The sequence below is a fragment of the Paramicrobacterium salitolerans genome (genome assembly GCF_051513965.1).
Taxonomy (GTDB): Bacteria; Actinomycetota; Actinomycetes; order Actinomycetales; family Microbacteriaceae; genus Paramicrobacterium.
Genome location: NZ_CP195847.1, coordinates 820979 through 843480 on the forward strand (window position 1 = coordinate 820979; position 22502 = coordinate 843480).

Here is a 22502-nt window from a genome sequence, read left to right on the forward strand (position 1 = left end):
TGATCTCGCCTGAACTGCGGGCTTAGTCCTCGTCTGAGCGCTTTTCATCCTTTTCGGTGGGCGGGTCGACGTCCTCGAGTGAGGCCTTTGCGAGAGTGATCTGCCGGGCCAGCTGCGTGATGCGTCGATTGATCTGCACGTTGCGGCGGTACGTCGTCGAGACGAAGACCAAGAACGCGAGAACGAGTGCGTACAGCAGAAGGTCGGCGCCTCGACCGACGCCGATGAGGTTCGCGAACCACGTCAGCCACGTGGGGAAGATGATCGACAGAATCGCGACGACGACGAAAGCACCGAGAAAGAGCCGTCGCAGTGCGAGGTGACTGTCGCTTCCGGTCGGGCGCGTGAAGAAGATTCCGACGGCGATGACGCCGATGACGAGAATGACCTGAATGAGCACGATGCGCCTAACGAACGATGAGATCGACGAGGATGTTGATGGAGTTCAGCACAGACTGTCCCTTGGCGCGCGAATAGTCCGTATACAGCAGCTCGACCGGGTATTCACGCCACGGCAGCTTTGTGCGGCCGAGCTTGAGGACGATCTCCGTTGCGTGCGCCATGCGGTCCTGCAGAAGCGTGACACGTGAGAGAGCATCCGTTCGGATCACACGGAGCCCGTTGTGTGCGTCCGTGAGGCGCAGCCCCGTGGTCATGTTGGTCACCCACACGGCGGTCTTGAGAATGATGCGCTTCAAAATGCCTGGGTTCGTGCGCTTGTCGAGGAACCGCGAGCCGAACACGATCGCGAGGTCCTCCGCCCGGGCTAGTGCGATCATCTCCGCGGCATCCACGACTCGGTGCTGACCGTCGGCGTCGAACGTGACCACGTAACGAGCATCCGGCTGGGTCAAGACATAGTCGAAGCCAGTCTGCAGGGCCGCACCCTGGCCGAGGTTGACGGGATGCTGCAGCACCTTCGCGCCCGCGCGTCGAGCAGCGTCGGCCGAGCCATCTGAGCTGCCGTCGTCGATGCACACCACGTGGGTGAATTCTTGGTGAAGATCGCGAATCACCATCTCGATGACGCTGGCTTCGTTGAAAAGCGGAATAACAACCCATACATCGGCTGCGCCAGAACTCGCACTCGACGGGGGCCCGGGCGTTGTCATGGCTCCATTCTGGCAGACCCGTTAGTCTGAGATGCGCGCCCACTCCACCCGAAAGAAGAGAGATACCCGTGACTTCTCACGCGAACGTCCGTGTCATCGACACAGCGGATGTGGCAGACAGCGCGGACGTCGGGCAAGGCTCGTCGATCTGGCATCTCGCGCAGGTGCGGGAAGACGCCGTGCTTGGCGACAACTGCGTCGTCGGCAGAGGCGCCTACATCGGCACGGGAGTGCGAATGGGCGACAACTGCAAGGTGCAAAACTACGCGCTCGTCTACGAACCGGCGGTTCTCGAGGACGGCGTGTTCGTCGGACCGGCAGCCGTACTCACGAATGACACGTATCCGCGTGCGATCAACTCCGACGGTACACAGAAGTCCGCGGACGACTGGGAAGCCGTTGGCGTGACACTGCGTCGAGGCGCAGCGGTCGGCGCGCGCGCAGTGTGCGTCGCGCCGGTGACGATCGGTCGCTGGGCGACGGTCGCGGCAGGGGCCGTCGTGACGAAAGACGTTCCAGATCACGCGCTCGTCGCTGGCGTACCGGCACGCCGTATCGGCTGGGTCGGCACGTCCGGGCATCCGCTCAGCGAACGTGACGGATACTGGGTGTGTTCCGAGACCGACGAGACGTACGTCGAGATTGACGGAGAACTGAAAGAGGTAACAGAACAGTGAGCGACGCGTTCATTCCACCGGCGAAGCCGATTATCGGAGATGAGGAACGCGAGGCGGTCGATCGTGTGCTGTTGAGCGGCATGGTCGCGCAGGGGCCGGAGGTCGCAGCCTTCGAGTCGGAGTTCGCTGAGCACTTTGTGCCGGGACGCACGGTTGTGGCGGTGAACTCGGGGACTTCGGGTCTGCATGTTGGCCTGCTGGCGGCGGGTGTCGGGCCGGGGGATGAGGTGATTGTTCCGTCGTTCACGTTCGCGGCGACGGGCAATGCTGTGGCTTTGACGGGTGCGACGCCGGTGTTTGTGGATATCGAACCGGGTCAGTTCACTCTTGATCCTGTGGCTGTTGAGGCTGCGATCACGTCGCGGACGAAGGGCATCATGCCGGTGCATCTGTATGGGCATCCGGCTCATATGCGTGAGCTGTCGGCGATCGCAGCGCGGCATGAGGTGATGGTGTTCGAGGACGCCGCGCAGGCTCACGGAGCGTCTCTTGATGGTGTTCCGGTGGGCACGTTCGGCCAGTTCGGCATGTTCAGCCTGTATCCGACGAAGAACATGACCAGTGGCGAGGGCGGGATGATCTCGTTCGGTGACGATGAGTTGGTGCGTCGGGCGCGGTTGTTGCGTAATCAGGGTATGGAGAAGCAGTACGAGAATGAGCTCGTGGGTTTCAATTACCGGATGACAGACATTCATGCGGCGATTGGTCGTGTGCAGCTGGGCAAGGTGGATGCGTGGACGGCGAAGCGGCAGCAGAACGCGAGCTTCCTCGACGCGAATCTTGAGGGCGTCGTGATTCCGCCGGTGGCCGAGGGGGCGGTGCACGTGTATCACCAGTACACGGTGCGGGTGCCGGAGGATCGTGATGGTTTCGTCGCGGCGTTGAAGTCCGAGCACAATGTGGGTGCGGGAGTGTACTATCCGGTGCCGAATCACCGTTTGCCGTCCTTGGCTGGTTTTGCTGAGGGTCTGGAGTTGCCGGAGACGGAGCGTGCCGCGGCGCAGGTGGTGTCGTTGCCGGTTCACCCGTCGTTGACGGGTGAGGATCTTGATCGCATCGTTGCCGCGGTGAATGCTGTGGCGAAGGCAGGAGCGTAATGGCTGAGACTCTTCGGGCCGGGCTGCTCGGTGTCGGAATGATGGGGCGGCATCACGCGCGTGTGCTGCGTGAGGTCGATGATGTCGATCTGGTCGCGATCGCTGACCCCGCGGGCGACCCGCACGGTGTCGCGGGCGGGCTTGAGGTTCTTCCTGATGTGGAGGGGCTGATCGAGGTGGGCATCGACATGGCGGTCGTTGCGGTTCCGACGCGGTTCCATGAGGATGCCGCGCTGAAGCTTGCCGCCGCGGGAGTGCATACGTTCGTGGAGAAGCCGATCGCGGAGACGGTTGAGGCGGGGCAGCGCATGACGAAGGCGTTTGCGGATGCCGGGCTTGTCGGCGCGGTCGGGCACATTGAGCGGTTCAACCCCGCGCTCCAGGAGCTGCGCCGCAGGCTTTCCGCGGGCGAGCTGGGCAACGTGTATCAGGTTGCTACGCGCAGGCAGGGGCCGTTCCCTGCCCGGATCGCTGATGTCGGGGTCGGTAAGGATCTCGCCTCGCACGACATTGATCTGACCGCGTGGGTGACCCAGAGCGACTACGAGCGCGTCTTCGCGCAGACCGCGTTCAAGAGTGGCCGCGAGTATGAGGACATGATCGCCGTCACGGGCAGGCTCACCTCCGGCGCCGTCGTCAGTCACCTCGTGAACTGGCTCAGCCCCATGAAGGAACGTGTCACCGTTGTGACCGGTGAGAAGGGCGCCTTCGTCGCTGACACTGCCACGGGAGATCTCACGTTCTACGCCAACGGCACGATTCCGCTCGAGTGGGAGTCCGTGAGTGCGTTCCGCGGTGTCTCCGAGGGAGACGTCACCAGGTACGCGTTCGCCAAGCGAGAGCCCCTGCGCGTCGAGCACGAAGCCTTCCGCGACGCCGTCCTCGGCAAACCCAGCGACGTGGTCACCATGCAGCAGGGCCTGCGCGCGCTCGAGGTCGTCGAGGCCGCGCTCGAGTCAGCTCAGACCGGTGAGGCGATCGCTCTCTGACCCATGCGGATCACCCTCGTCTCGCGCATCTTCGCGCCGGAGCCGTCAGCGGCATCGCTCAGGCTCGCCGCAGTCGTCCGTGAGTGCACGGAGCGCGGCGCAACGGTGCAGGTGCTGACGACGCACCCTCCCGCGGGTCTTGACCGCGACATCGGCCTGTCAGCACGCGTGTCGCGCTGGCCCGTCTTCCGCGACTCGAGCGGCTATGTGCGCGGATATGTCCAGTACATGAGCTTCGACATCCCCGCGTTCTTCCGAGTGCTCTTCGGCCGTCGTGCGAACGCTATCGTCGTCGAGCCGCCGCCAACAACGGGGTTCATGGTGCGCCTCGCGGCAGTGCTGAGGCGCACTCCGTACGTGTACTTCGCAGCAGACATCTGGTCAGATGCCGCGGCGTCGACGGGCGCGGCATCCTGGATCGTCAGCGGTGTCCGCTGGCTCGAGTCACAGGCACTACGCGGGGCCGCACACGTTGTTGCCGTTTCCGATGCAGTTGCCCAACGCGTGGCGAGTCTCGCTCCGCGAACTCCGACAACGGTCGTGGGCCACGGTGTCGACACCGACCTCTTCACCCCCGAGGGGTCACGGCCGAGCCACCCCGCAGACATTGTTTACGTCGGCACAGCGAGCGAGTGGCATGGTGCACGGGTGGCGATGGAGGCTGTCATCACGACACTTCAGCGCGATACCTCGCTGACGGCGGCCTTCATCGGTCAGGGCAGCGATTGGCCTGTGCTCACAGCGATGGCGGCCGCTTCGCCTGTCGCGGACCGCATCCGAATGCTGCCGACGGTCCCGGTGGAGGAAGCAGCCTCGTGGCTGCGGGCCGCGCGAGTGAGCATCGCGACACTGAAACCCGGAATCGGCTACGACTTCGCGGTTCCGACCAAGATCTACTCATCGCTTGCGACCGGAACACCGGTGGCGTACGCGGGCCCCGACCCCGTTCGCAGCATGATTTCCGACCACTCCCTGGGGGAGGCGTGCGAGTATGGCTCAGACGCACTCGCCAGTGCCATTTCCCGAGTGTGCGAGCGGGAGGATGCCTTGACCAGCCACGTTCGGAGCTGGGCGACGCAGAACGTCTCAGCCCAGGCGGTCGCCGGCCGAACGGCATCCGCGATCATGGCGGCTGCCCGGGGACGATGACGGTGCGCAAGACGAGAGGCAAGTGAGCGGAGAAATATGAAGGTCATCATCACGACTCTGCGGCGGATTCTTCCGTACCTTCCTGCCGGGGCGCGCCGGTTCCTCACATGGTTCGGCATCCTGTCGGCGGTGCTCGCGATCGTCGACGTCGTCGCTCTTCTCGTTCTCGCCGTGACTCTCGCCGCGGCCGTGACCGGTGCGGACTTCAGCATTCCTGTGCTCGGAACGGTGAGCGCGGATGCCACGATTTGGGTCATTCTCGTGGCCAGCGTGCTCGTGGTCGCCAAGTCTGCGATCAGCGTCTGGCTGCAGTGGCAGGCTACGAGACGCTTCGCGCGGTACGAACTGTCGATCGGGCAGCACCTGCTCTCCGCGTACATTCGGGCACCGTGGACAGACCGTCTCTCGCGAAACTCCTCGCAGATTCTGCAGATGTCGGACACCGGCATCGCGAACGTCATCGCGGGCTTCCTGCTTCCGGTCACAACGCTGCCCGGACTTATCGTCACGTCTGTCGGAGTGATCCTCGCGATCATTGTGTCGCAGCCTCTCACAGCCGTCGTCACGATCCTCTATCTTGGCGGTATTGCGACACTGCAGTACATCGTGCTTGGACGCAAGACTCGCCAGGCTGCTCGCGTGGCCCGTGACTCGGCGTTGCGAGTCGCCTCGCTCATCTCCGGCATGGTCTCGGCGCTCAAAGAGATCACGCTCCGAGGCAAGGCCGAAGAAGTCGAGGATGCCGTCTCGAACGTCCGTGCGCATACCGCGCGCGCTCGTGCAAACGCCAGCTTCCTCTCAACGGTTCCTCGATTCATCTTCGACGCGGCGATCATCGGCGGTTTCGTCCTCGCGGGCGGCGTCTCGTTTGCGATCGGCGGCATGGAACAGGCGATCACAGCTGTGGCACTCTTTGGAATTGCGGGCTTCCGCCTCGTGCCGTCGCTTACGGGATTCCAGAACATCATCACGCGGGCGATCACCGCAGGGCCATACGTCGACTCCGTCATCACCGACATCGACGACTCCAAGGAGTACCTCGCTCGACTTGAGCAGCTCGGGCGCGATCCGCTTCCGGAGAGTCCGCGTTCGCTCACGTTGCGGGACGTCGAGTTCACGTACCCGGGCGGTACGGGGCCCGTGCTTCACGGAGTCGACTTGGATATACCCTTCGGTTCGACGGTTGGCGTGGCAGGAGCATCGGGAGCCGGCAAGTCGACGCTGATCGACATTCTTCTCGGGCTGTTGGTTCCGACGCGCGGCGAAATAGCGATCGACGGTGCGAACCTCGCAGATGTGCTCTTGGCGTGGCGTCGTCAGGTGGGGTACGTACCACAGGAGGTCGCACTCTTCGACGGCACGATCGCGCAGAACATCGCGCTCACGTGGGGCGATGAACTCGATCTGGAGCGCGTGGAGCGCGCAGCGCGACGTGCACAGCTGTGGGAGGTCGTGCAGGAGCGCGAGGACGGTCTTCATACGCGCGTGGGGGAGCGCGGCCTCGCGCTTTCTGGCGGACAACGACAGAGACTCGGCATCGCTCGGGCACTCTACGACGACCCGCTCGTACTGGTTCTTGACGAGGCGACAAGTGCGCTCGACACCCGCACCGAAGCCGATGTCACCGACGCAATTCACGCACTTCACGGCGATATCACGGTGATCGCGGTTGCTCACAGGCTCTCGACTATCCGCGATTCCGACCTGCTGGTCTTCATGAAGGAAGGCCGCATTCAGGCGCAGGGGCGTTTCGCCGAGGTCGTGGAGAGCGACGAAGACTTCGCTGCGCAGGCGAGGCTCGCAGGACTGGCGTAGGTCGTCATGGCGCCGAAGCTGTCGCGGTTTGCTGCGGTCGGAACGAGGGTTCTGCGCGCACGGTTACCTGATCGCTTCGGAAACCTTCTGCGGCCCGCGGCGGAACGTGTGCGCGCGGAAGATGTTCCACCGCCAATCGCTGGGCCGACGGCATCCACCGCTCTATACATCGCGCCTGTGAACTTCGCAGGGCAGGGGCGTGCGTGGGCAGCTGCTGCGTCGACTCTTGAGGGGGTTGAGGCGCGAAACATGCAGTTTCGCGCACCGAATGATCTCGGATTTGACGCTGACTACGCGTTGCCCGAACACGTTTTCTGGAACTCCCACGATTGGGCGGCACGGCAGAAGCGCGCCGTTCGCACCGGGTTCACGCACGTGCTCGTCGAGGCGGAGCGCGCCCTCTTTGGATCAGCGTTCAGCGGCTATCTTCATCGAGAGGTTGAGTGGCTGCAGGCGGGAGGTCTCTCGGTCGCGGCAGTCAGCCACGGAACCGATCTGCGCCTGCCCTCACGACATGCGCTCCTCGACGAGTGGTCGCCCTTCCGTGGTGCGCCGGCCGACTGGGTGGCGGGACTCGAGTCTCGTGCGCGGCATAATCACGGCATCCTCGATCGACTCGGCATCCCGGTTTTTGTTTCGACCCCTGAGCTGCTCCTCGACCGCCCGGACGCCACCTGGCTCCCGCTGGTCGTCGATCCCGTTCGATGGGCGGCCGACACACCGATTCTCGAGCGCGACGTGCCGCGCGTGTTGCACGCGCCGACGAACCCTCTAGTAAAGGGCACCCAGCACATCGAACCGGTGCTGGAGACGCTTGAGGAGGAGGGGCTCATTGAGTACGTGCGGGTCCAGGGCGTTCCGTCGCAGCAAATGCCCCAGCTCTATCGAGACGCCGACGTCGTGCTTGAGCAGTTTGCGCTCGGTATGTACTCGGTAACTTCTATCGAGGCAATGGCCGCGGGACGCCTGGTCTTTGCGCACGTGCACGATCAGGTGCGTGACCATGTTCACAATGTGACGGGGTGGGAAGTTCCGGTTCAGTCAGTCACGCCTGACCAGCTTGATGCGCGACTACGCGATGTACTGCGCCGTCGCGACGAGTATCGTGCCATCGCGGCATCCGGTCCAGTCTTCGTGCGTGAGGTGCACGATGGTCGCCTTGCGGCGCGGGCTCTTGCCCCGTTCCTCGGGGTCAGCGCGTAAGCAGGTCACTGAGGATGGACCGGGCAACCTCCGACTCGGTCTCGAAGCTCAGTTCGTGCGCTGCGCGGTCGGCGTTCTGCTTGTAGTCGTTCACGCGCTGAGTCGTGAGCGAGCGCAGCGAGTCCGCGCAGGCTTCGGCGGTGAAGTCCGCACTGACGACGCCGAGTCCGTGGCGCTGAACGACGTCGACCATCTCCTCGGAGGGGCCGATGGCGATCGCGAGCCGGGCCTGCACAAAGTCGAAGAGCTTATTCGGCAGCGTGTAGCGCGCGTTCGTGTGCACCGGGGGTATCCAGAACACGCCTACATCGTATGAGTTGAGGGTGCTCGGCAGGTCGCCCGGGCGCACTGGGTCACGGAAGTGGATGCGCGAGTTGCCCGCTGCGCGCTCTTTCAACTGGGATAGATACGCGCCGCCATCCGCCGCGCTCACCAGGTAGAGATCGAGACTGAAGCGGTCGTCGAGCAGCGTCATCGCGTCGATCATGAGCTCGAGGTTGCGACCATGGATCGCCGCGCCGCTGTGAACAAGGCGGATCTCGCCGTCGCTCGCGGGCTGCAAAGGCAAGTCAGCGTAGGGAGCCGCGTTGCGCATCACGCGAGGACGCACGCCGAATGTCTCGCGGTAGAGGTCCGAGATTCGCCCGCCGACGGTAGTGACCGCCGCAGCACGCGGGAGGTACGTGCGGCACAGATGCGTCATGAACGGGGCGACGAGCAGACGCCAGGCGAGCACGTGTGTGCGCTCCTCTGGTGCCCACTCGTGCATGTCCGCCCACACTGGAGCATGGCCAGCGACCGCGAACGCAAGATCGAGCACACGCGCATCGTTCGCGACGACAAGGTCGAAGGAGCGACCTTCGAGTGAAGCAAGGGCTGATCGGATGCCGGGGGCGCTCAGCTCCGCGCTGCGGTGCATGTGCAGTGCGAGCTTCAGCACTCCGAGGGGATCTTGCGGCAGCGAGGGCTTGTCATCGGGAACTGCGATGTGGTCCGAGGCACCTGCGGGCAGGCCGCCGTAACCGACGGTTGTGACCTCGCCGTATTCACGAAGAACGGAGATCTGACGCAACACGCGTGCGTCCCGCTCGATGGGGGAGAGAGAAATGCACAGAATGCGTGGACGTGTCATGAGCGCTCCTTGTAGAGGCTGGCAAGTTGTCGGCAGCTCTCGTCGAGGCTGCGGGCGGTCACGGCAAAGTTGCGGGCATCACGACGCATCTGATCACGCGTTGCCTCGGGAAGAGCGAGAAACTCAGCGAGTGCGTCCCCGAGGCCGGGAATATCGCCTTCCACGGTGAGTATTCCCGTCTTTCCCTCGTCCATCATCTCCGAGGTGCCGCCGCTGTCATACGCGATAACCGGTGTGCCGCAAGCCTGGGCCTCGACCAGAACAAGACCGGCGGCTTCGCGGGCGCCGTTGTTCACTCGAGTGGGGAGCACGAGAGCATCCGCCTGCTGCATGTGCTCACGTACGACGTCGCGCGGCTGTGCTCCGTGCACGCGAATATGAGGTGAGGATGCCGCGAGCTGTCGAGCGCTCTCAACCATGGGGCCGCCACCGATGAACTCGAGCGTGTGAGGTTCACGTTTGCTGGCTTGCTGTGACGCCTCGATGAGATCGCGCACGCCTTTGGTCTCGACCATCCGGCCCACGAACAGCAGGCGTGGCATCTCATGCGCCTCGCGTTCGGCCGGAGTGAACCAGTCGGTGTCGACTCCTTGATAGTGCACAGTGATGCGCGATGGGTCAGCGCCGCCTTCGATCGCGATATCGGCGATGTACTCACTTACGGCGAGAATCTTCTGCGCTGAAGTGTATGCGGCCGAGACGTGGCGCTGCATGCGTGCAAGCGCGGGGCGTCCAGCAAGCGACCGCGACGACATGGGCTTCAACATCGAGAACGCATCGCCACCGTGAACGGTGACAAACAGGGGAGCACCCGTGTCGCGCGCAGCGCGCACGGCAGGGATCGATGCGTACCCGAAATGCTGATGAATGAGATCAGGATGCCACGCAGTGATGCGCCGCCGAAGAATAAGCGGCAGTGCCGCGGAGAGCTTCTCGCGCTGACGAATAGACAGACGACGGGTCACCGGAGCGACATCGTCGAGCGCGTCGATGACGTCGACGGCGCCGAGTGCTGCGGCATCCGTGATCTCTGTCGTTCCCGCAAACACAGAGAAGTCGAACTCGCCCGCAAGACGCGCCGCGTGCTGGACCGCGAAGTAGGTCGGGGGAATGAGGAGCGAGCCCTTTGTGATCGCGATCTTCACGGCGTCGTCATTCCTCTCCCTCTGACATGGCGCGTCGTTTGCTGCGTGCTAGTGTGACTTTCGTCCATCGCCGAGCGTGCTGCCCTGATCGGAGAAGGCCGACTTGTCCCTCGAACGACGTCCACACCTACTCTATGTCGCTTGGGGCTACCCACCATCGCGAAGCGGCGGTGCGTACAGGCTCCTCGCAACGGCGAACGCTTTCGCAGCGGCAGGCTGGCGTGTCACAGTGCTGACGTGTGAACGCGAGGTGTTTCTGCGCAGCACAGGCATCGACCCGTCGATGGAGGAGCGCATTGATCCTTCGATCGACGTGCGACGCCTTCCCTTCCCTAACCGCGAGACGGTGCTTGATCTTCGGCAGTGGAGTCGGTTCCGCGCGTGGGCGCCCGAGATCTGGAACATGTGGCAGGCGCTTCTGACCGCGCGTACGTTCCCAGAGCCACGCTACGGACTTTGGCGCCCGGTGCTCGAAAACGCCGCGGCTCAGGTCCACGCGCAGCATCCCGTCGACCTCGTCATCGGTTCGGCAAACCCCAACGTGGTGCACGTCGCCGGTGCGCACCTGAAAGAGCAGCATGGCGTTCCGTACGTCATGGACTATCGCGACACGTGGCAGCTCGACATGTATTCAGGCAAGCGTACGCTGAGCGATCGCAACCCCGCTGCGAAGTGGGAGCGCTCGCTCGTGGCTGACGCCGACGAAGTGTGGTTCGTGAACGACCCCATCGCCCAGTGGCACGCCGAGCTTTACCCGAACGCTGCGGATCGTATCCACGTTGTGCCGAACGGGTTCGACCCGGGTTTCGTGGGTGCGTCTGCGGTCAGCAAGCCTGAGCCTCCCAGCGAAGTTCGCGTCGGCAACATCGGAACGATGACCGGCCAGACACCGATCCGCCCGCTTGTCGAAGGGTGGATGCATGCGCGACAAAGCGGCACAGCGCTCGCCGATGCGACTCTCGAACTCTACGGCTACCTTGGGCACCAAGGTGATGACGAGGGAGGCGTGCTTACGGCGATCGACGAGGTCGGCGATGATTCCGTCGCATACCGCGGCCCTGTCGCGAAGGCGGAGATCGGCGCTGTGTATCGAGAGCTTGATGTGCTCATTCTGCCGCTCGGCAAGAGCCGCTTTATGACAAGCGGCAAGGTCTTCGAGTACATGGCGACCGGACTCCCCATCGTCTCCGTGCATGACCCCGTCAACGCGGCGAGCGGCGTTTTGAATGGGTATCCAGGCTGGTTCCCGGTCGAACGAATGGATGCCGAGAGCATCGGCGCCGCCCTCACAAAGGCTGTCGAGTTTGCTCGGATCCAGACCGACGACGACCGAGTCGCGGCCCGCGAGTGGGCCTCCCGATATGAGCGTTCGAACATTCTCGAGCCCGTTGTCGAGCGCTGGGCCGAGCGCGTCGGGGAGGGCAACTGACATGTCGAAGATCGTCTATGTTGCAACGCGCACGAGCGCAGTGCCTCGCGAGGATGCCATTGATGGTGCTCGGCAGGCCGTCGTGATCGGCCCGGGCGAAACACCGACGTCCACGTCGCAGCGGCTGGTGGTCGCAAATGTCGCTGAGCTCCGCCCCGGTCTGCAGCGGCTGGTGGACATTCTGTGGCGCAGCGCCCCCGGCCGTACTCTCGTGCGGATCTCTCCGTTCGACCGCTCGCGTCGCTTCTGGCGAGCTGTGCGCGAGCAGCGGCCGGTCGTCGCTGATGCGCTGAAAGGTGCCGACGTCATTGTCGCAGCCGACCGTGATGCGCTGTGGGCTACGTGGCATCTTGCTCGCAAGACCCGTGGTCCAGCCGTGGTCTACGGCGTATCTGCCGCAAAGTTCGCGCTGAACATCCAGTGACTGAGAGCTCGGCGTCTCACCGAGCCGTGCCGGGACCGTAGACTGAAGACCATGCAGATTGCGGTTGTTGCCCTCGGAAAGATCGGTCTTCCTCTTGCTGTTCAGTTCGCTGACGCAGGTCATGATGTCGTCGGCGTCGACGTGAACCCGAATGTTGTCGACCTGGTGAACAAAGGGGTCGAGCCATTCCCCGGTGAGGCGCACCTTCAGGAGAAGCTCTCGGAGCTGGTTCCGGCCGGGCGGCTGAAGGCGACGACCGACTATGCGGAGGCGATTCCGAATGCGGACGCCGTCGTGCTCGTGGTACCGCTCTTCGTCAACGATGAGACTTGGGAGCCTGATTTCGCGTGGATGGATGCCGCGACGAAGTCGCTGTCTGAGCATCTCACGGCGAACACGCTTGTCTCCTACGAGACGACTCTCCCGGTGGGCACGACTCGTCATCGTTGGAAGCCCATGCTCGAGCAGGGCTCAGGCTTGACCGAAGGCGCAGACTTCCACCTCGTCTTCTCGCCCGAGCGCGTGCTCACGGGCCGCGTGTTCGAAGACCTGCGTAAGTACCCCAAGCTGATCGGTGGGCTCACGCCGGAGGGGGCGCAGAAGGCGAAAGAGTTCTACGAGGCGGTGCTCACCTTCGATGAGCGTCCCGATCTGACGCGCGCGAACGGCGTCTGGGATCTCAGCACGGCAGAAGCCGCAGAAATGGCGAAGCTCGCGGAGACCACGTACCGCGACGTCAACATCGGGCTGGCCAATCAGTTCGCCGTCTACGCGGACACGATCGGCGTCGACGTGTATCAGGTGATCGAAGCGTGCAACTCGCAGCCCTACAGCCACATCCACCGTCCGGGGATCGCCGTCGGCGGTCACTGCATCCCCGTCTATCCGCGCCTGTACCTCTCCACTGACCCGGATGCAGACATCGTGCGTCGGGCCCGGCTTTTCAACGCTGGGATGCCTGAGCGTGTCGTCACGAAGGCGGAAGAAGTCCTCGGCAGCCTGTCCGGAGTGAGCGCAGTCGTACTCGGCGCTTCGTACCGCGGTGGTGTGAAGGAGACCGCGTTCTCCGGAGTCTTCGAGACGGTCAATGCGCTGCGCGAGCGCGGCGCGAACGTGACCGTGCACGATCCGATGTACACCGACGATGAGCTTGCCGCGTTCGGCTGGGACACCTACCACCTCGGCGATGCCGCAGATCTCGCGATCATCCAGGCCGACCACGCTGAGTACAAAGCCATCTCGGCATCCGATCTTCCCGGCATCAAACTGCTCATCGACGGCCGTAACACGACCGACCCGGCAGTCTGGGCAGGGACGCCGCGTCTTGTCATCGGCGGGGGCCAGTAGGCCGAGACGCGATTCGCAGGTCGAATACCGAGGGGGAAAGCAGTGAGCGTTCTTGTCACTGGGGGAGCAGGCTACATCGGTGGTCACATCGTCAGGCTGCTGCGAGAGCGCGGCGACGTTGTTGTCGTCGACAACTTCAGCACCGGGAGTCGAGACCGCATCGGCGACGTTCCCGCTCACGACATCGACCTGACCGCGAGTTACGCGGTCAACGAGCTGCGGCACGTTCTTCGCACCCACTCGGTGGAGGCTGTCATTCACATGGCAGCGCTGAAACAGGTGGGGGAGTCCGTCGAGCAGCCGCTGCGCTACTACCGTGAGAACACCCAGACGCTCGCTCACGTGCTCGAGGCGATGGAAGCCGAGAGCGTACCTCTTCTCGTCTTCTCCTCATCAGCCGCTGTTTATGGCAGCCCTGAGAGCGGACTGGTTCGTGAAGACGATCCCACTGACCCAGTGAATCCCTATGGGGCATCGAAGCTCGTGGGCGAATGGCTCGTTCGTGACGTTGCCCGATCGACGTCGATTCGGGCCGTGAGTCTTCGCTACTTTAACGTGGCGGGCGCAGGTGCTCCTGAGCTTGCCGACACGGTGCCGGCCAACCTCGTGACGCTTGCGATCGAGGCGGTGACGGAGGGGCGTGCTCCGAAGATCTTCGGAGACGACTACGACACGTCCGACGGCACAGGCATTCGCGATTATGTCCACGTGCAGGATCTCGCCTCCGCCCACATCGCTGCCATCGAATACCTGCGCGGCTCACCTGCGAGCTACTCGGTCTTCAATATTGGTACAGGCCGCGGCGCCAGCGTGCGCGAGGTGCTCTGTGAGCTCCTCGATGTGAGTGGGAGCGACCTCACGCCCGAAGTCATCGAGCGACGCCCCGGCGATCCGGCAGAGGTCGTGGCTGATACCTCGAGAGTCAGCGCGAACTTCAGCTGGACACCGACGCACACAGTGCGCGACATGGTGGAGTCCGCGTGGACTGCTCGCGCCCACTCGGAGCGCTGACAGCCGTCACCGTCTAAAGTCGTTATGGACGAACCCCGCTGCAATCTAGGAGTATGAGCACTCGTGAACTGTGACCTTCTCGTTGTCGGGTCTGGCTTCTTCGGCCTGACCATCGCTGAGCGTGCTGCAGAGGCCGGGCGCAAAGTCACCGTGATCGAGCGGCGCCCGCACATCGGCGGTAATGCCTACAGCGAGGCCGAGCCCGAGACGGGGATCGAGATTCACAAGTATGGCGCGCACCTCTTCCACACGTCCAACAAGGCGGTGTGGGAGTACGTCAACCGCTTCACGACGTTCACGAGCTATGTGCACAAGGTCTATACGACGCACAAGGGTGTCGTATACCCGATGCCGGTGAACCTGGGCACCATCAACCAGTTCTTCCAAGCCGCGTACACGCCGACTCAGGCACGAGAGCTCATTGCTGAGCAGGCAGGGGAGTTCAACTCGAAGAACGCGAGCAACTTCGTTGAGAAGGGCATTTCGCTTGTCGGGCGCCCTCTGTATGAGGCGTTCTTCCGCGACTACACGGCAAAACAGTGGCAGACGGATCCGCATGACCTGCCAGCCTCAATCGTGAGCCGACTGCCAGTGCGCTACACATACGACAACCGCTATTTCAACGACACGTGGGAGGGTCTGCCGACCGACGGCTACACGCCGTGGCTCGAGCGAATGGCCGATCACCCCAACATCGAGGTGAAGCTTAACGTCGACTTTTTCGACGAGTCGCAGCCGTTCAACAAAAAAGCGACAGTCGGGCAGATCCCGATCGTCTACACGGGACCGGTCGACAGGTACTTTGACTACGCCGAGGGTGAGCTCTCGTGGCGCACGCTCGACTTCGAGCAGGAGGTTCTGCAGGTCGGCGACTTCCAAGGGACGTCAGTGATGAACTACCCGGACATGGATGTTCCGTTCACCCGCATCCACGAGTTCCGTCACTTCCATCCTGAGCGTGATTACTACCCGAAGGACAAGACAGTGATCATGCGCGAGTTCTCGCGATTCGCTGAGCGAGGGGATGAGCCGTACTATCCGGTGAACACAGCCTCCGACCGTGAGGGGCTCCTCAAGTACCGTGAACTGCAGGAGGGCGAGCCGGAGGTCTACTTCGGTGGGCGTCTCGGCACTTATCAGTACCTCGACATGCACATGGCAATCGGATCGGCCCTGTCGATGTGGAACAACAAGCTTGCCAACCAGTAGAGTCACAGGAATGAAGGCAGCGTTGCTCAGCAAACGAGGGATATTTGTCCGTCCCGGGGCCGCAACGTCGTCATTGAATGTCTACCTCGACGACCGTCATCTCTGGACAGTCTCCTCTGATGCTGTTGCTCGGAAGGCGGGCATCCTTGTCCCGTGGCCGGACGAGCTTCTGCGCCAGATGAACGGTCGGAGCCGCTTCGACGTGCGCAATGAGAACGGTGATGTTCTTGACCGACGGGTTCTCTCCTTTGGAGACTCGGATCGGCCCATCGTTCTGAAAGACGCTGACGGTCGAACCCTTACCGTGAACAAATGGGGCAGGCTGACATACAGCTTCGAACAGCAGACACGTGGCGACAAGGATCGACTGATCGCGCGAACAGCCGAGGTTCTTGAGCGGCTTCGTGACTTTGGCTTTGACGCCTTCATCGTGGGAGGCACGCTTCTCGGAGCTGTGCGCAACGGAGACGTCCTCGAGCACGACGACGACGCAGACACCGCATATCTCAGCAAGTACTCGCACCCCTCAGACGTCGCCCTCGAGAGCTTTAAGCTGCAGAGAGACTTCGAAGAACTGGGCTACTGGATCGTCCGCCACAGTGTCAGCCACTTCCAGGTCATGTTTAAGACCGAATCGGGGCACATCGACCATTTCGTGGATGTGTTCACCGCGCTGTTCAAAGACGGCCAGTTCTACGAACCGATCCATGTCGATACGGACGAGCTGACAGAAAGCGATATCGCACCGACGAGCACGCTGACGCTCGGCGGCGTGGAACTTGCCGCACCCGCGAACCCGGAGGGCTGGCTGGCCGCCTGCTACGGCCCGAATTGGCGAACGCCTGACCCAACCTTCACGTTTGAGACTCCAGACGAGACAGTTCGGCGGTTTCACTTCTGGTTCGGCCGTCAGAGTCTGCACCGACTTTACTGGGATGCGCGTTACCAAAGCCTCTCAGAACTGCGCGGTCCTTCTGACTCCGTCAAACGTTTTGCCGAGATGCTGCCCGAGAACGCACGTGTACTGGAGATCGGATGCGGCACTGGCGCCGACGCGCGTTTCCTCGCTTCTCAGGGACACGAAGTGACCGCGTTCGATTTCTCGTGGGTAGCGATTGACCTTGCTAGGCAACAGAAGGACGCATCTGTCGACTTTCGTGTTGCGAATCTCTACGACCGCAAGCAGATGCTTCAGCTGGCTATTGAGCTTCGGCAGGAAGAGCGTCCGGTCTATATCTACATGCGACACGCGATCGACGGAGTCACGAACTCGGCGCGCATCAACGCCACGCTTCTCTGCAAATACTTGCTGCGAGACGGCTCGTTCGCCTTCATGACGTCGTTCGCCTCACCGGGACGTGGCTTCGATATGACGCGGCCGCAGACGTGGCACATTCCGATCAACAGTATCTATCACACAGCCGGCGACCATGATTTGCGAGTCAGAATCATCCGCTCCAAGACGGAGATGAGCAGCGAAGGTCGGCGGATGGTCACCGATTCAGTCATCGGCCAGAGAACGGAGAGTTAGCCTTGGGAATGAAGAACAGGTTGAAGCGTCTTGCGTGGACAGCAGCTCCGGAGGGCATGGTTGCGAGTGAGGAGATCCAAGATCTTCGGCAGCAGGTGAGCGACCTGAAGTATGACGTCGAGCGTCTCAAGAAAGAAGTCGACGAGGCACGCCGGGACAGTCTCCGTATCGCCGAGCTTACGGACCTCGTCGTGGACAGGCTCGGGTACACGCATTCAGCAGATTAGAAGCGATAGTACCGTCGGTAATTGCTCAGGCTTGTTGGGTATTGATGGCAATGGCTAACCGAAAAATGTCCGATCAGGACTGACAGTCATGGCGCGATGTCGACATCGATATCACGAAGAACAGGGGGAGCATGGCCGTTTTCATGGTTTTCGGCGGGATGGGTAACGGTGGAGGAACCTTTGCGGCGATGAGCCGTGCCAATATGTTTCACCGCCATGGGGAACGCGCTGGAATCGTGTACCTGTCGTGGGTGCCCGAGTTTGACAAACGAGTTCGTAATTTTCGCGCAGCCGGAAGGCTCGATGAACACGTCGAAGTTCTCAATCCATACAAGACTCTCCAAACACACGTGGAGAAGCAAAGGATACGTACTCAGAGCTCATTACGCGCCTGGCTGAGACGAAAGAGCAATGCGGTTCGCTACAAGCGCGCAGGGGAGTACACGGTTGAAACGTCTCGTCGCAATGATACACGCCAGACCCCGTATCGGATCCGTCGCTTTGTGGATTCGAAACTGGTCTCGGAGGAGCACTTCGCCAATACAGGTCAGAAAACACTCGAGTTTCTCTTTGATAAAGAGAAACTGTCATCGATTCGTGCTTATTGGCCAAGCGCGAAGAAGTTTCGTGAGTTCAAGACGAAAGCAGAGTGGCACATCGCGTGGATGGAACAGCTTGCGAAAGATTCAAATGAACGGTCTACGTTTATCTGTGATGGGCCTGGGAGCGCTCGAAGTGTCAGCAAGATTGATCGTTCGATTGCAAATCGAGTTTTTCAGATGCATACGAACCAATTTGCGGAGCCGCCGTATGCTCTCGGCAATGTACTCAAGCCCATGTACGCAGACCTCATGACTTTCGCTCATACGCTCGACGCTTTTGTCGTATTGACGGAAGCGCAGGCACGCGACATTCGGGCTCAATTCCCAAAACTGAAAAACATTCATGTGATCCCGAACATCATCACGGCAGAAGCTCCCGAATCGGTTCAGAAAGATGCTGAAAAGGTCACGATGATAGCGCGACTCGTGAGTTCGAAGGCGGTTGATGAAGCAATACAAGCTTTTGCACTTGTGCATGAAAAATTTCCTCAGGCACGTCTTGAAATTTTCGGGGAAGGAAACCAACGCTACAAACTGGAATGTCTTGTTAAGGAGCTTCATCTCGAGGATGTCGTGAAGCTGCCGGGACACACTAATGAGCCTTTGAAGGAGATGGCTAGTTCAGTCTGTACTGTGCTGCCATCGAAATATGAAGGATTCTCCTTTGCTATAGCGGAGTCGTTGTTAGCAGGGACGCCACCGGTGTCGTATAACTGCAATTACGGTCCAAGCGATCTGATAGACGACGGTGTGGACGGAATTCTTACTCCATTGGGGAACGTGGAGGCGCTGGCGGCTGGGGTTTCGGAGCTCCTGACTGATCAAGAACGTGCTGGAGAAATGGGACGGCGTGGGCGTGCAAAAATTAAGGAACGATATACCGGAGACGCGGTCCACCGTCAGTGGAAATACTTGCTTCGCGAGTTGGACGACGGTTTCCAGGAGAACTGAATGCGCGCTGGGCTAGTGCCTGGCGCCTAAGTAATTAGAAAGACGAAAAGTAGACATTGTCCGCCGAAAACACCAGTAGTGCGACGAAAGTGGCCCAAGCCGCTGCGCGAGCCGGAACTCCCTCAGGTAGTCACGCTTCGCGAGTGGATCGTAACGTCCGCCGAAAGGAGCTGTTAGCCGGATATTGGGATAACTTCGTCCGTTGGGGGGGCCGCGAACAGGTACTCACGCTGCTCGCGCTCGTTGTTGTGTTGTCGTCAACTTTCTTCACAGGATCCGAGATACTCCCCGTACTCGCTGGCGTGGTTCTTGTTCTGGTCTTCCTGACTGCTCTTACAAGCCGGGTCTGGGTTGGTAAGTACGTTCCCGCACGGCTCGTAATTTTGATCTTCCCGGTTGTCATGGCCTGGCACGACGTTCCGGGAACTATCCTCGTGTGTGTCTTTGCTATCGCTCTCACAGTTGAGGCACTGCTGCGTAAGCCGATGGAACGTTTGCCTTATGAACCGGCTGCAAACCTCCCCGGAATGCATGAGCTTCCGCGAACATCGCTTGAGAGAACTGATAAGTTGCTCTTTAGTCTCGCATTGACGCTAGAGCTCTTGCTCGTTATCTCAGTCGCGTACGAATGGTCCCCTGTAATCTCCCTGCTGACCGTGCTGGCGATGATCGGAGTGGTCGGTGCTGCGGCCGCGAGGCTCAAGCTTTACAGGCTCAAGCATCACCGGATGGTAATCGCAAAGCACGTTGCGCTCAAGCAACTCGAACCAAAGTTCTTGGTGCATTGGGATGGCCCTGACGATGGCCTTTATCAGGTTGGTATGTGGGCGGATTATCTAGAACGCACAGGCATTAATTACGCCGTAATCGTTCGTAAGGATAAGTTTGTCGCGCCAATGGCGCGACTGGTTGGATCACCCGTCGTTCATGCTGGAGACATGATCGACGTCGACAACACGATCGTGCCGTCGCTAAGAGCAATCGTCTACGTGAACACTACGGTGAAGAATGCTCACTATATTCGCTTCACGCATCTGAAGCACATTCAGATAAACCACGGAGATAGCGATAAGCCCGCTAGCGTGAGTCCGATGTTCCGCATGTTCGATATGAATTTCGTAGCTGGGCAAGCTGCTATCGATCGTTTCGAGCATTACGGGGTGTACATGCCCCGAGAGCTTGTGAAGGTTGTAGGAAGACCGCAGGTTGCGAGCATTCAAGTCAGCTCTCACACCCGCGGTGTCGAGACTGTGCTTTACGCGCCGACTTGGGCCGGGTTCTTTAATGATTCAGACTTCAGTTCGCTCCGCGTAGCTCCTGAGATTGTGAAGGAGCTTCTAGCTCGGGGGAAGACCGTCATCTTCAGGCCGCATGCATTCACCAATCGAAACAGTGAACTCCAGGCGAAGGCATCAGAGATTCGTACTATGTTGGCCAGAGACCGAGACCTAACTGGGAGACGGCACATTTTCGGCCAGGCAGCGGAGACATCGATGTCAATCATCGACTGTTTCAACGCATCAGACGCCATGATTGCGGATATTTCAAGCATCGTATCTGACTATCTTTTCTCTGAGAAGCCTGTCGCGTTGGTAGCTGCCAATACTTCGAGAGAGCTCTTCCAGACGTCGTTCCCAGTGTCCACCCGGCTCCCGGTAATTGACGGCAAGCTTAAGGACCTGCCAGTGGTTCTGGATGACATGTTCGGGAACGATACAGCGCGGGATAACCGAATCAGCGCTAAGTCTTACTATCTAGGTGACTTTTCGTCTGATGGCTACGCTGACCATTTCGTCGACTCGTTGCGTGAAGAAATAGTAAGCGCTTAGCGCCGCAAGTTGCTACTGTGGTTATTTATAACCACGGTTCGTGCACATAGGTACGGGCCCCTTCTTTGATGAATGGGTGAGGAAATTTAAGCGGTTACTTGTTCGATCGGGAAAATCCCCCATGGACGTTCTCTCGAATGAAGCAGCGGCTGCGAGAAAAACTTTCGGAGTTTTTGCATCAAACTCGGGAAACTTCTTGTTTACACACGCCGTTCATCGCGCTTTGAGTACACCGGACACCGAGGTAATTTCGGACTCTCTGACAACGGAGCGAACCGGCGTCACTGAGGAATACATCTCTCGTATTAACGGTGAGTTCGACGCCTTCATTGTACCGCTAGCTAATGCGTTCCGTGAGAGTTTTCGTCCCGCACTGCGCAGACTCACAAACGTGATTGAGAAGCTGGATATTCCAGTCGTGGTGACGGGCGTCGGGGCGCAGGTTGGGTTGAATGGCGACGTGAGCTCAACCTCTCCTGAGCTGGATTATGACTGCCGGAAATTTGTCGCCGCAGTATTGGACCGATCTGCCTCCATTGGAGTTAGAGGTGATATTACTGCGGACTATCTGAGTCGCCTAGGGTTTGAGAGCAACTCAATAGACGTCATCGGGTGCCCATCGTTGCATGATTTCGAGGGGACAGCGCCGCAAGTCGTTCGCAAGGTGCCCCAGCTTGACGCAAATGGGCGATTGGCAATCAACATTTCGCCTCAAGTCAGCCGGATTGCGGAAGTGCTGCAATGGCACTATGAGCGGTTCCCGAACTTGGTCTATATTCCTCAAAACCATCCGGAGCTCTTGCTACTGCTTTGGGGGCAGGAGATTCGCAATTTTCCTCCAGGCCTTCCAAGCTCCGTGGATCATCCTATGTATCGCGAAGGCAAGATCAGGTTTTTTACTGACGCGGAGCCGTGGAAGAAGTTTCTCTCCCAACAAGACTTTGCGTTTGGGACGAGAATCCATGGGAACATCGCGGCGTTGGCTTCCGGAACGCCGGCGATGCTATTGGCACACGACTCACGTACTTTGGAACTTGCTCGTTTTCACGGGATGCCTTATATCGAGATGCCGTCGGATCCCACACAAGTCGATGCATCGAAACTATATTCCGAAACCGAGCTATCGGAATTTAACGCTCGCCGCGCGCCGAACCGCGCTAGCTGGCATGAGTTCCTGCAGCGAAATAGGGTACCGTCTATTCACGACAAGGGTTGCAGCAATCCCGATTACACGAGGCTACTTGAAGCTACGTCTCATCCTGGTGGGGCGTTGCCGGTCTCAGCGGCAAGTCGAGAGGAGCTTGCAGCCCGACTGCGCTGGATTTGGCAAGGCATTCAGGCCGATCAATACCGACCGTTCGAGGCCTATGAACCGCGCTTCGAGCCTCGGACGCAGGCGCGGCGATCCTCCCACGAGATTGCCACCGCCGTAGAGAAAGAGACGAAGAGGATCAGAGCGGAAGTAGCCGATTTGACGTCCGCCGTCCGCGCCGCTCAGAAAACATCTGTCCAGACTCAGGCTGAGTTAGATGATTTCAAGAACTATTTAGGAGTCCCGTTTGAGCGACGGGTGCTACGGGCGCTCAAGCACCGCTTACGTCGCTTGTTCAAACGCGTCTAGAG

At 60.6% G+C, this 22502-nt stretch carries 20 protein-coding genes; 16 read left to right on the plus strand and 4 right to left on the minus strand.

Translation table 11 applies throughout. The annotated features are described in order from the left end of the window. Nucleotides 1-22: 22 nt before the first annotated feature. Together ACSAGD_RS03870 and ACSAGD_RS03875 are read right to left on the minus strand one after the other, a co-directional pair. The gene (locus ACSAGD_RS03870; RefSeq protein ID WP_437584414.1) at nt 23-400 is read right to left on the minus strand and encodes a DUF2304 domain-containing protein; all 378 of its coding nucleotides are present in this window, start codon (nt 398-400) and stop codon (nt 23-25) included. A gap of 7 nt (nt 401-407) precedes the next feature. Next, the gene (locus ACSAGD_RS03875; RefSeq protein ID WP_437584415.1) at nt 408-1112 is read right to left on the minus strand and encodes a glycosyltransferase family 2 protein; all 705 of its coding nucleotides are present in this window, start codon (nt 1110-1112) and stop codon (nt 408-410) included. Nucleotides 1113-1174: 62 nt separating this feature from the next. On the opposite strand from ACSAGD_RS03875, the gene ACSAGD_RS03880 reads away from it, so the two are divergent. From ACSAGD_RS03880 to ACSAGD_RS03905, 6 genes are read left to right on the plus strand one after another with little or no spacing between them, the layout of a single operon-like run. Then, nucleotides 1175-1789: an acyltransferase gene (locus tag ACSAGD_RS03880; protein ID WP_437585100.1), complete on the plus strand. Its 615-nt coding sequence runs from the start codon at nt 1175-1177 to the stop codon at nt 1787-1789. Next, nucleotides 1786-2886, plus strand: coding sequence for a DegT/DnrJ/EryC1/StrS family aminotransferase (locus tag ACSAGD_RS03885; RefSeq protein WP_437584416.1), 1101 nt, complete (start codon nt 1786-1788; stop codon nt 2884-2886). Before ACSAGD_RS03880 ends, ACSAGD_RS03885 begins: the two co-directional genes overlap by 4 nt. Further along, nucleotides 2886-3875, plus strand: a complete 990-nt coding sequence (locus ACSAGD_RS03890) for a Gfo/Idh/MocA family oxidoreductase (protein ID WP_437584417.1) — start codon at nt 2886-2888, stop codon at nt 3873-3875. The genes ACSAGD_RS03885 and ACSAGD_RS03890 overlap by 1 nt, the downstream gene beginning before the upstream one ends. A gap of 3 nt (nt 3876-3878) precedes the next feature. Further along, nucleotides 3879-5024 carry a glycosyltransferase family 4 protein gene (locus ACSAGD_RS03895; protein ID WP_437584418.1) on the plus strand — a complete coding sequence of 382 codons (1146 nt, stop codon included), beginning with the start codon at nt 3879-3881 and terminating at the stop codon, nt 5022-5024. Nucleotides 5025-5060: 36 nt separating this feature from the next. Further along, nucleotides 5061-6839, plus strand: a complete 1779-nt coding sequence (locus ACSAGD_RS03900) for an ABC transporter ATP-binding protein (protein ID WP_437584419.1) — start codon at nt 5061-5063, stop codon at nt 6837-6839. Nucleotides 6840-6845: 6 nt separating this feature from the next. After that, nucleotides 6846-8042 carry a hypothetical protein gene (locus ACSAGD_RS03905; protein WP_437584420.1) on the plus strand — a complete coding sequence of 399 codons (1197 nt, stop codon included), beginning with the start codon at nt 6846-6848 and terminating at the stop codon, nt 8040-8042. Here the strand turns inward: ACSAGD_RS03905 and ACSAGD_RS03910 are convergent. After that, nucleotides 8032-9174, minus strand: a complete 1143-nt coding sequence (locus ACSAGD_RS03910; protein WP_437584421.1) for a hypothetical protein — start codon at nt 9172-9174, stop codon at nt 8032-8034. The genes ACSAGD_RS03905 and ACSAGD_RS03910 overlap by 11 nt on opposite strands. Next, nucleotides 9171-10319, minus strand: a complete 1149-nt coding sequence (locus tag ACSAGD_RS03915) for a glycosyltransferase (protein WP_437584422.1) — start codon at nt 10317-10319, stop codon at nt 9171-9173. The genes ACSAGD_RS03910 and ACSAGD_RS03915 overlap by 4 nt, the downstream gene beginning before the upstream one ends. Nucleotides 10320-10422: 103 nt before the next feature. On the opposite strand from ACSAGD_RS03915, the gene ACSAGD_RS03920 reads away from it, so the two are divergent. From ACSAGD_RS03920 to ACSAGD_RS03965, 10 genes are all read left to right on the plus strand, one after another. Further along, nucleotides 10423-11748, plus strand: coding sequence for a glycosyltransferase (locus ACSAGD_RS03920; RefSeq protein ID WP_437584423.1), 1326 nt, complete (start codon nt 10423-10425; stop codon nt 11746-11748). A 1-nt stretch (nt 11749) separates the two neighbouring features. Further along, nucleotides 11750-12172 (plus strand): hypothetical protein, encoded by a 423-nt coding sequence (locus tag ACSAGD_RS03925; RefSeq protein ID WP_437584424.1) that lies wholly within the window; start codon nt 11750-11752, stop codon nt 12170-12172. A 51-nt stretch (nt 12173-12223) separates the two neighbouring features. Further along, on the plus strand, nt 12224-13519 hold the full coding sequence (locus ACSAGD_RS03930; RefSeq protein ID WP_437584425.1) for a nucleotide sugar dehydrogenase: 1296 nt from the start codon (nt 12224-12226) through the stop codon (nt 13517-13519). Nucleotides 13520-13561: 42 nt separating this feature from the next. Continuing rightward, a complete protein-coding gene (gene galE, locus ACSAGD_RS03935) occupies nt 13562-14530 on the plus strand; it encodes a UDP-glucose 4-epimerase GalE (RefSeq protein WP_437584426.1) in 969 nt (322 codons plus the stop codon). 63 nt (nt 14531-14593) lie between these two features. After that, complete coding sequence (gene glf, locus ACSAGD_RS03940) at nt 14594-15739, plus strand: UDP-galactopyranose mutase (protein ID WP_437584427.1); 1146 nt, start codon at nt 14594-14596, stop codon at nt 15737-15739. Between the two features lie 10 nt (nt 15740-15749). After that, a complete protein-coding gene (locus ACSAGD_RS03945) occupies nt 15750-17270 on the plus strand; it encodes a class I SAM-dependent methyltransferase (protein WP_437584428.1) in 1521 nt (506 codons plus the stop codon). An 8-nt stretch (nt 17271-17278) separates the two neighbouring features. After that, nucleotides 17279-17497: a DUF6752 domain-containing protein gene (locus ACSAGD_RS03950; protein WP_437584429.1), complete on the plus strand. Its 219-nt coding sequence runs from the start codon at nt 17279-17281 to the stop codon at nt 17495-17497. Nucleotides 17498-17628: 131 nt separating this feature from the next. After that, nucleotides 17629-19050 (plus strand): glycosyltransferase, encoded by a 1422-nt coding sequence (locus ACSAGD_RS03955; RefSeq protein ID WP_437584431.1) that lies wholly within the window; start codon nt 17629-17631, stop codon nt 19048-19050. Nucleotides 19051-19193: 143 nt separating this feature from the next. Further along, nucleotides 19194-20879, plus strand: a complete 1686-nt coding sequence (locus ACSAGD_RS03960; RefSeq protein ID WP_437584432.1) for a CDP-glycerol glycerophosphotransferase family protein — start codon at nt 19194-19196, stop codon at nt 20877-20879. A gap of 121 nt (nt 20880-21000) precedes the next feature. After that, complete coding sequence (locus ACSAGD_RS03965) at nt 21001-22500, plus strand: polysaccharide pyruvyl transferase family protein (RefSeq protein ID WP_437584433.1); 1500 nt, start codon at nt 21001-21003, stop codon at nt 22498-22500. The last annotated feature ends 2 nt before the right edge of the window (nt 22501-22502 follow it).

Coding starts and splice junctions, on each gene's coding strand:
- ACSAGD_RS03875 (WP_437584415.1), bottom strand. CDS start 1,112: ATGACAACGCCCGGGCCCCCGTCGAGTGCGAGTTCTGGCGCAGCCGAT.
- ACSAGD_RS03965 (WP_437584433.1), top strand. CDS start 21,001: ATGGACGTTCTCTCGAATGAAGCAGCGGCTGCGAGAAAAACTTTCGGA.
- ACSAGD_RS03930 (WP_437584425.1), top strand. CDS start 12,224: ATGCAGATTGCGGTTGTTGCCCTCGGAAAGATCGGTCTTCCTCTTGCT.
- ACSAGD_RS03905 (WP_437584420.1), top strand. CDS start 6,846: ATGGCGCCGAAGCTGTCGCGGTTTGCTGCGGTCGGAACGAGGGTTCTG.
- ACSAGD_RS03890 (WP_437584417.1), top strand. CDS start 2,886: ATGGCTGAGACTCTTCGGGCCGGGCTGCTCGGTGTCGGAATGATGGGG.
- ACSAGD_RS03925 (WP_437584424.1), top strand. CDS start 11,750: ATGTCGAAGATCGTCTATGTTGCAACGCGCACGAGCGCAGTGCCTCGC.
- ACSAGD_RS03910 (WP_437584421.1), bottom strand. CDS start 9,174: ATGACACGTCCACGCATTCTGTGCATTTCTCTCTCCCCCATCGAGCGG.
- ACSAGD_RS03900 (WP_437584419.1), top strand. CDS start 5,061: ATGAAGGTCATCATCACGACTCTGCGGCGGATTCTTCCGTACCTTCCT.
- ACSAGD_RS03950 (WP_437584429.1), top strand. CDS start 17,279: ATGAAGAACAGGTTGAAGCGTCTTGCGTGGACAGCAGCTCCGGAGGGC.
- ACSAGD_RS03895 (WP_437584418.1), top strand. CDS start 3,879: ATGCGGATCACCCTCGTCTCGCGCATCTTCGCGCCGGAGCCGTCAGCG.
- ACSAGD_RS03945 (WP_437584428.1), top strand. CDS start 15,750: ATGAAGGCAGCGTTGCTCAGCAAACGAGGGATATTTGTCCGTCCCGGG.
- ACSAGD_RS03955 (WP_437584431.1), top strand. CDS start 17,629: ATGGCCGTTTTCATGGTTTTCGGCGGGATGGGTAACGGTGGAGGAACC.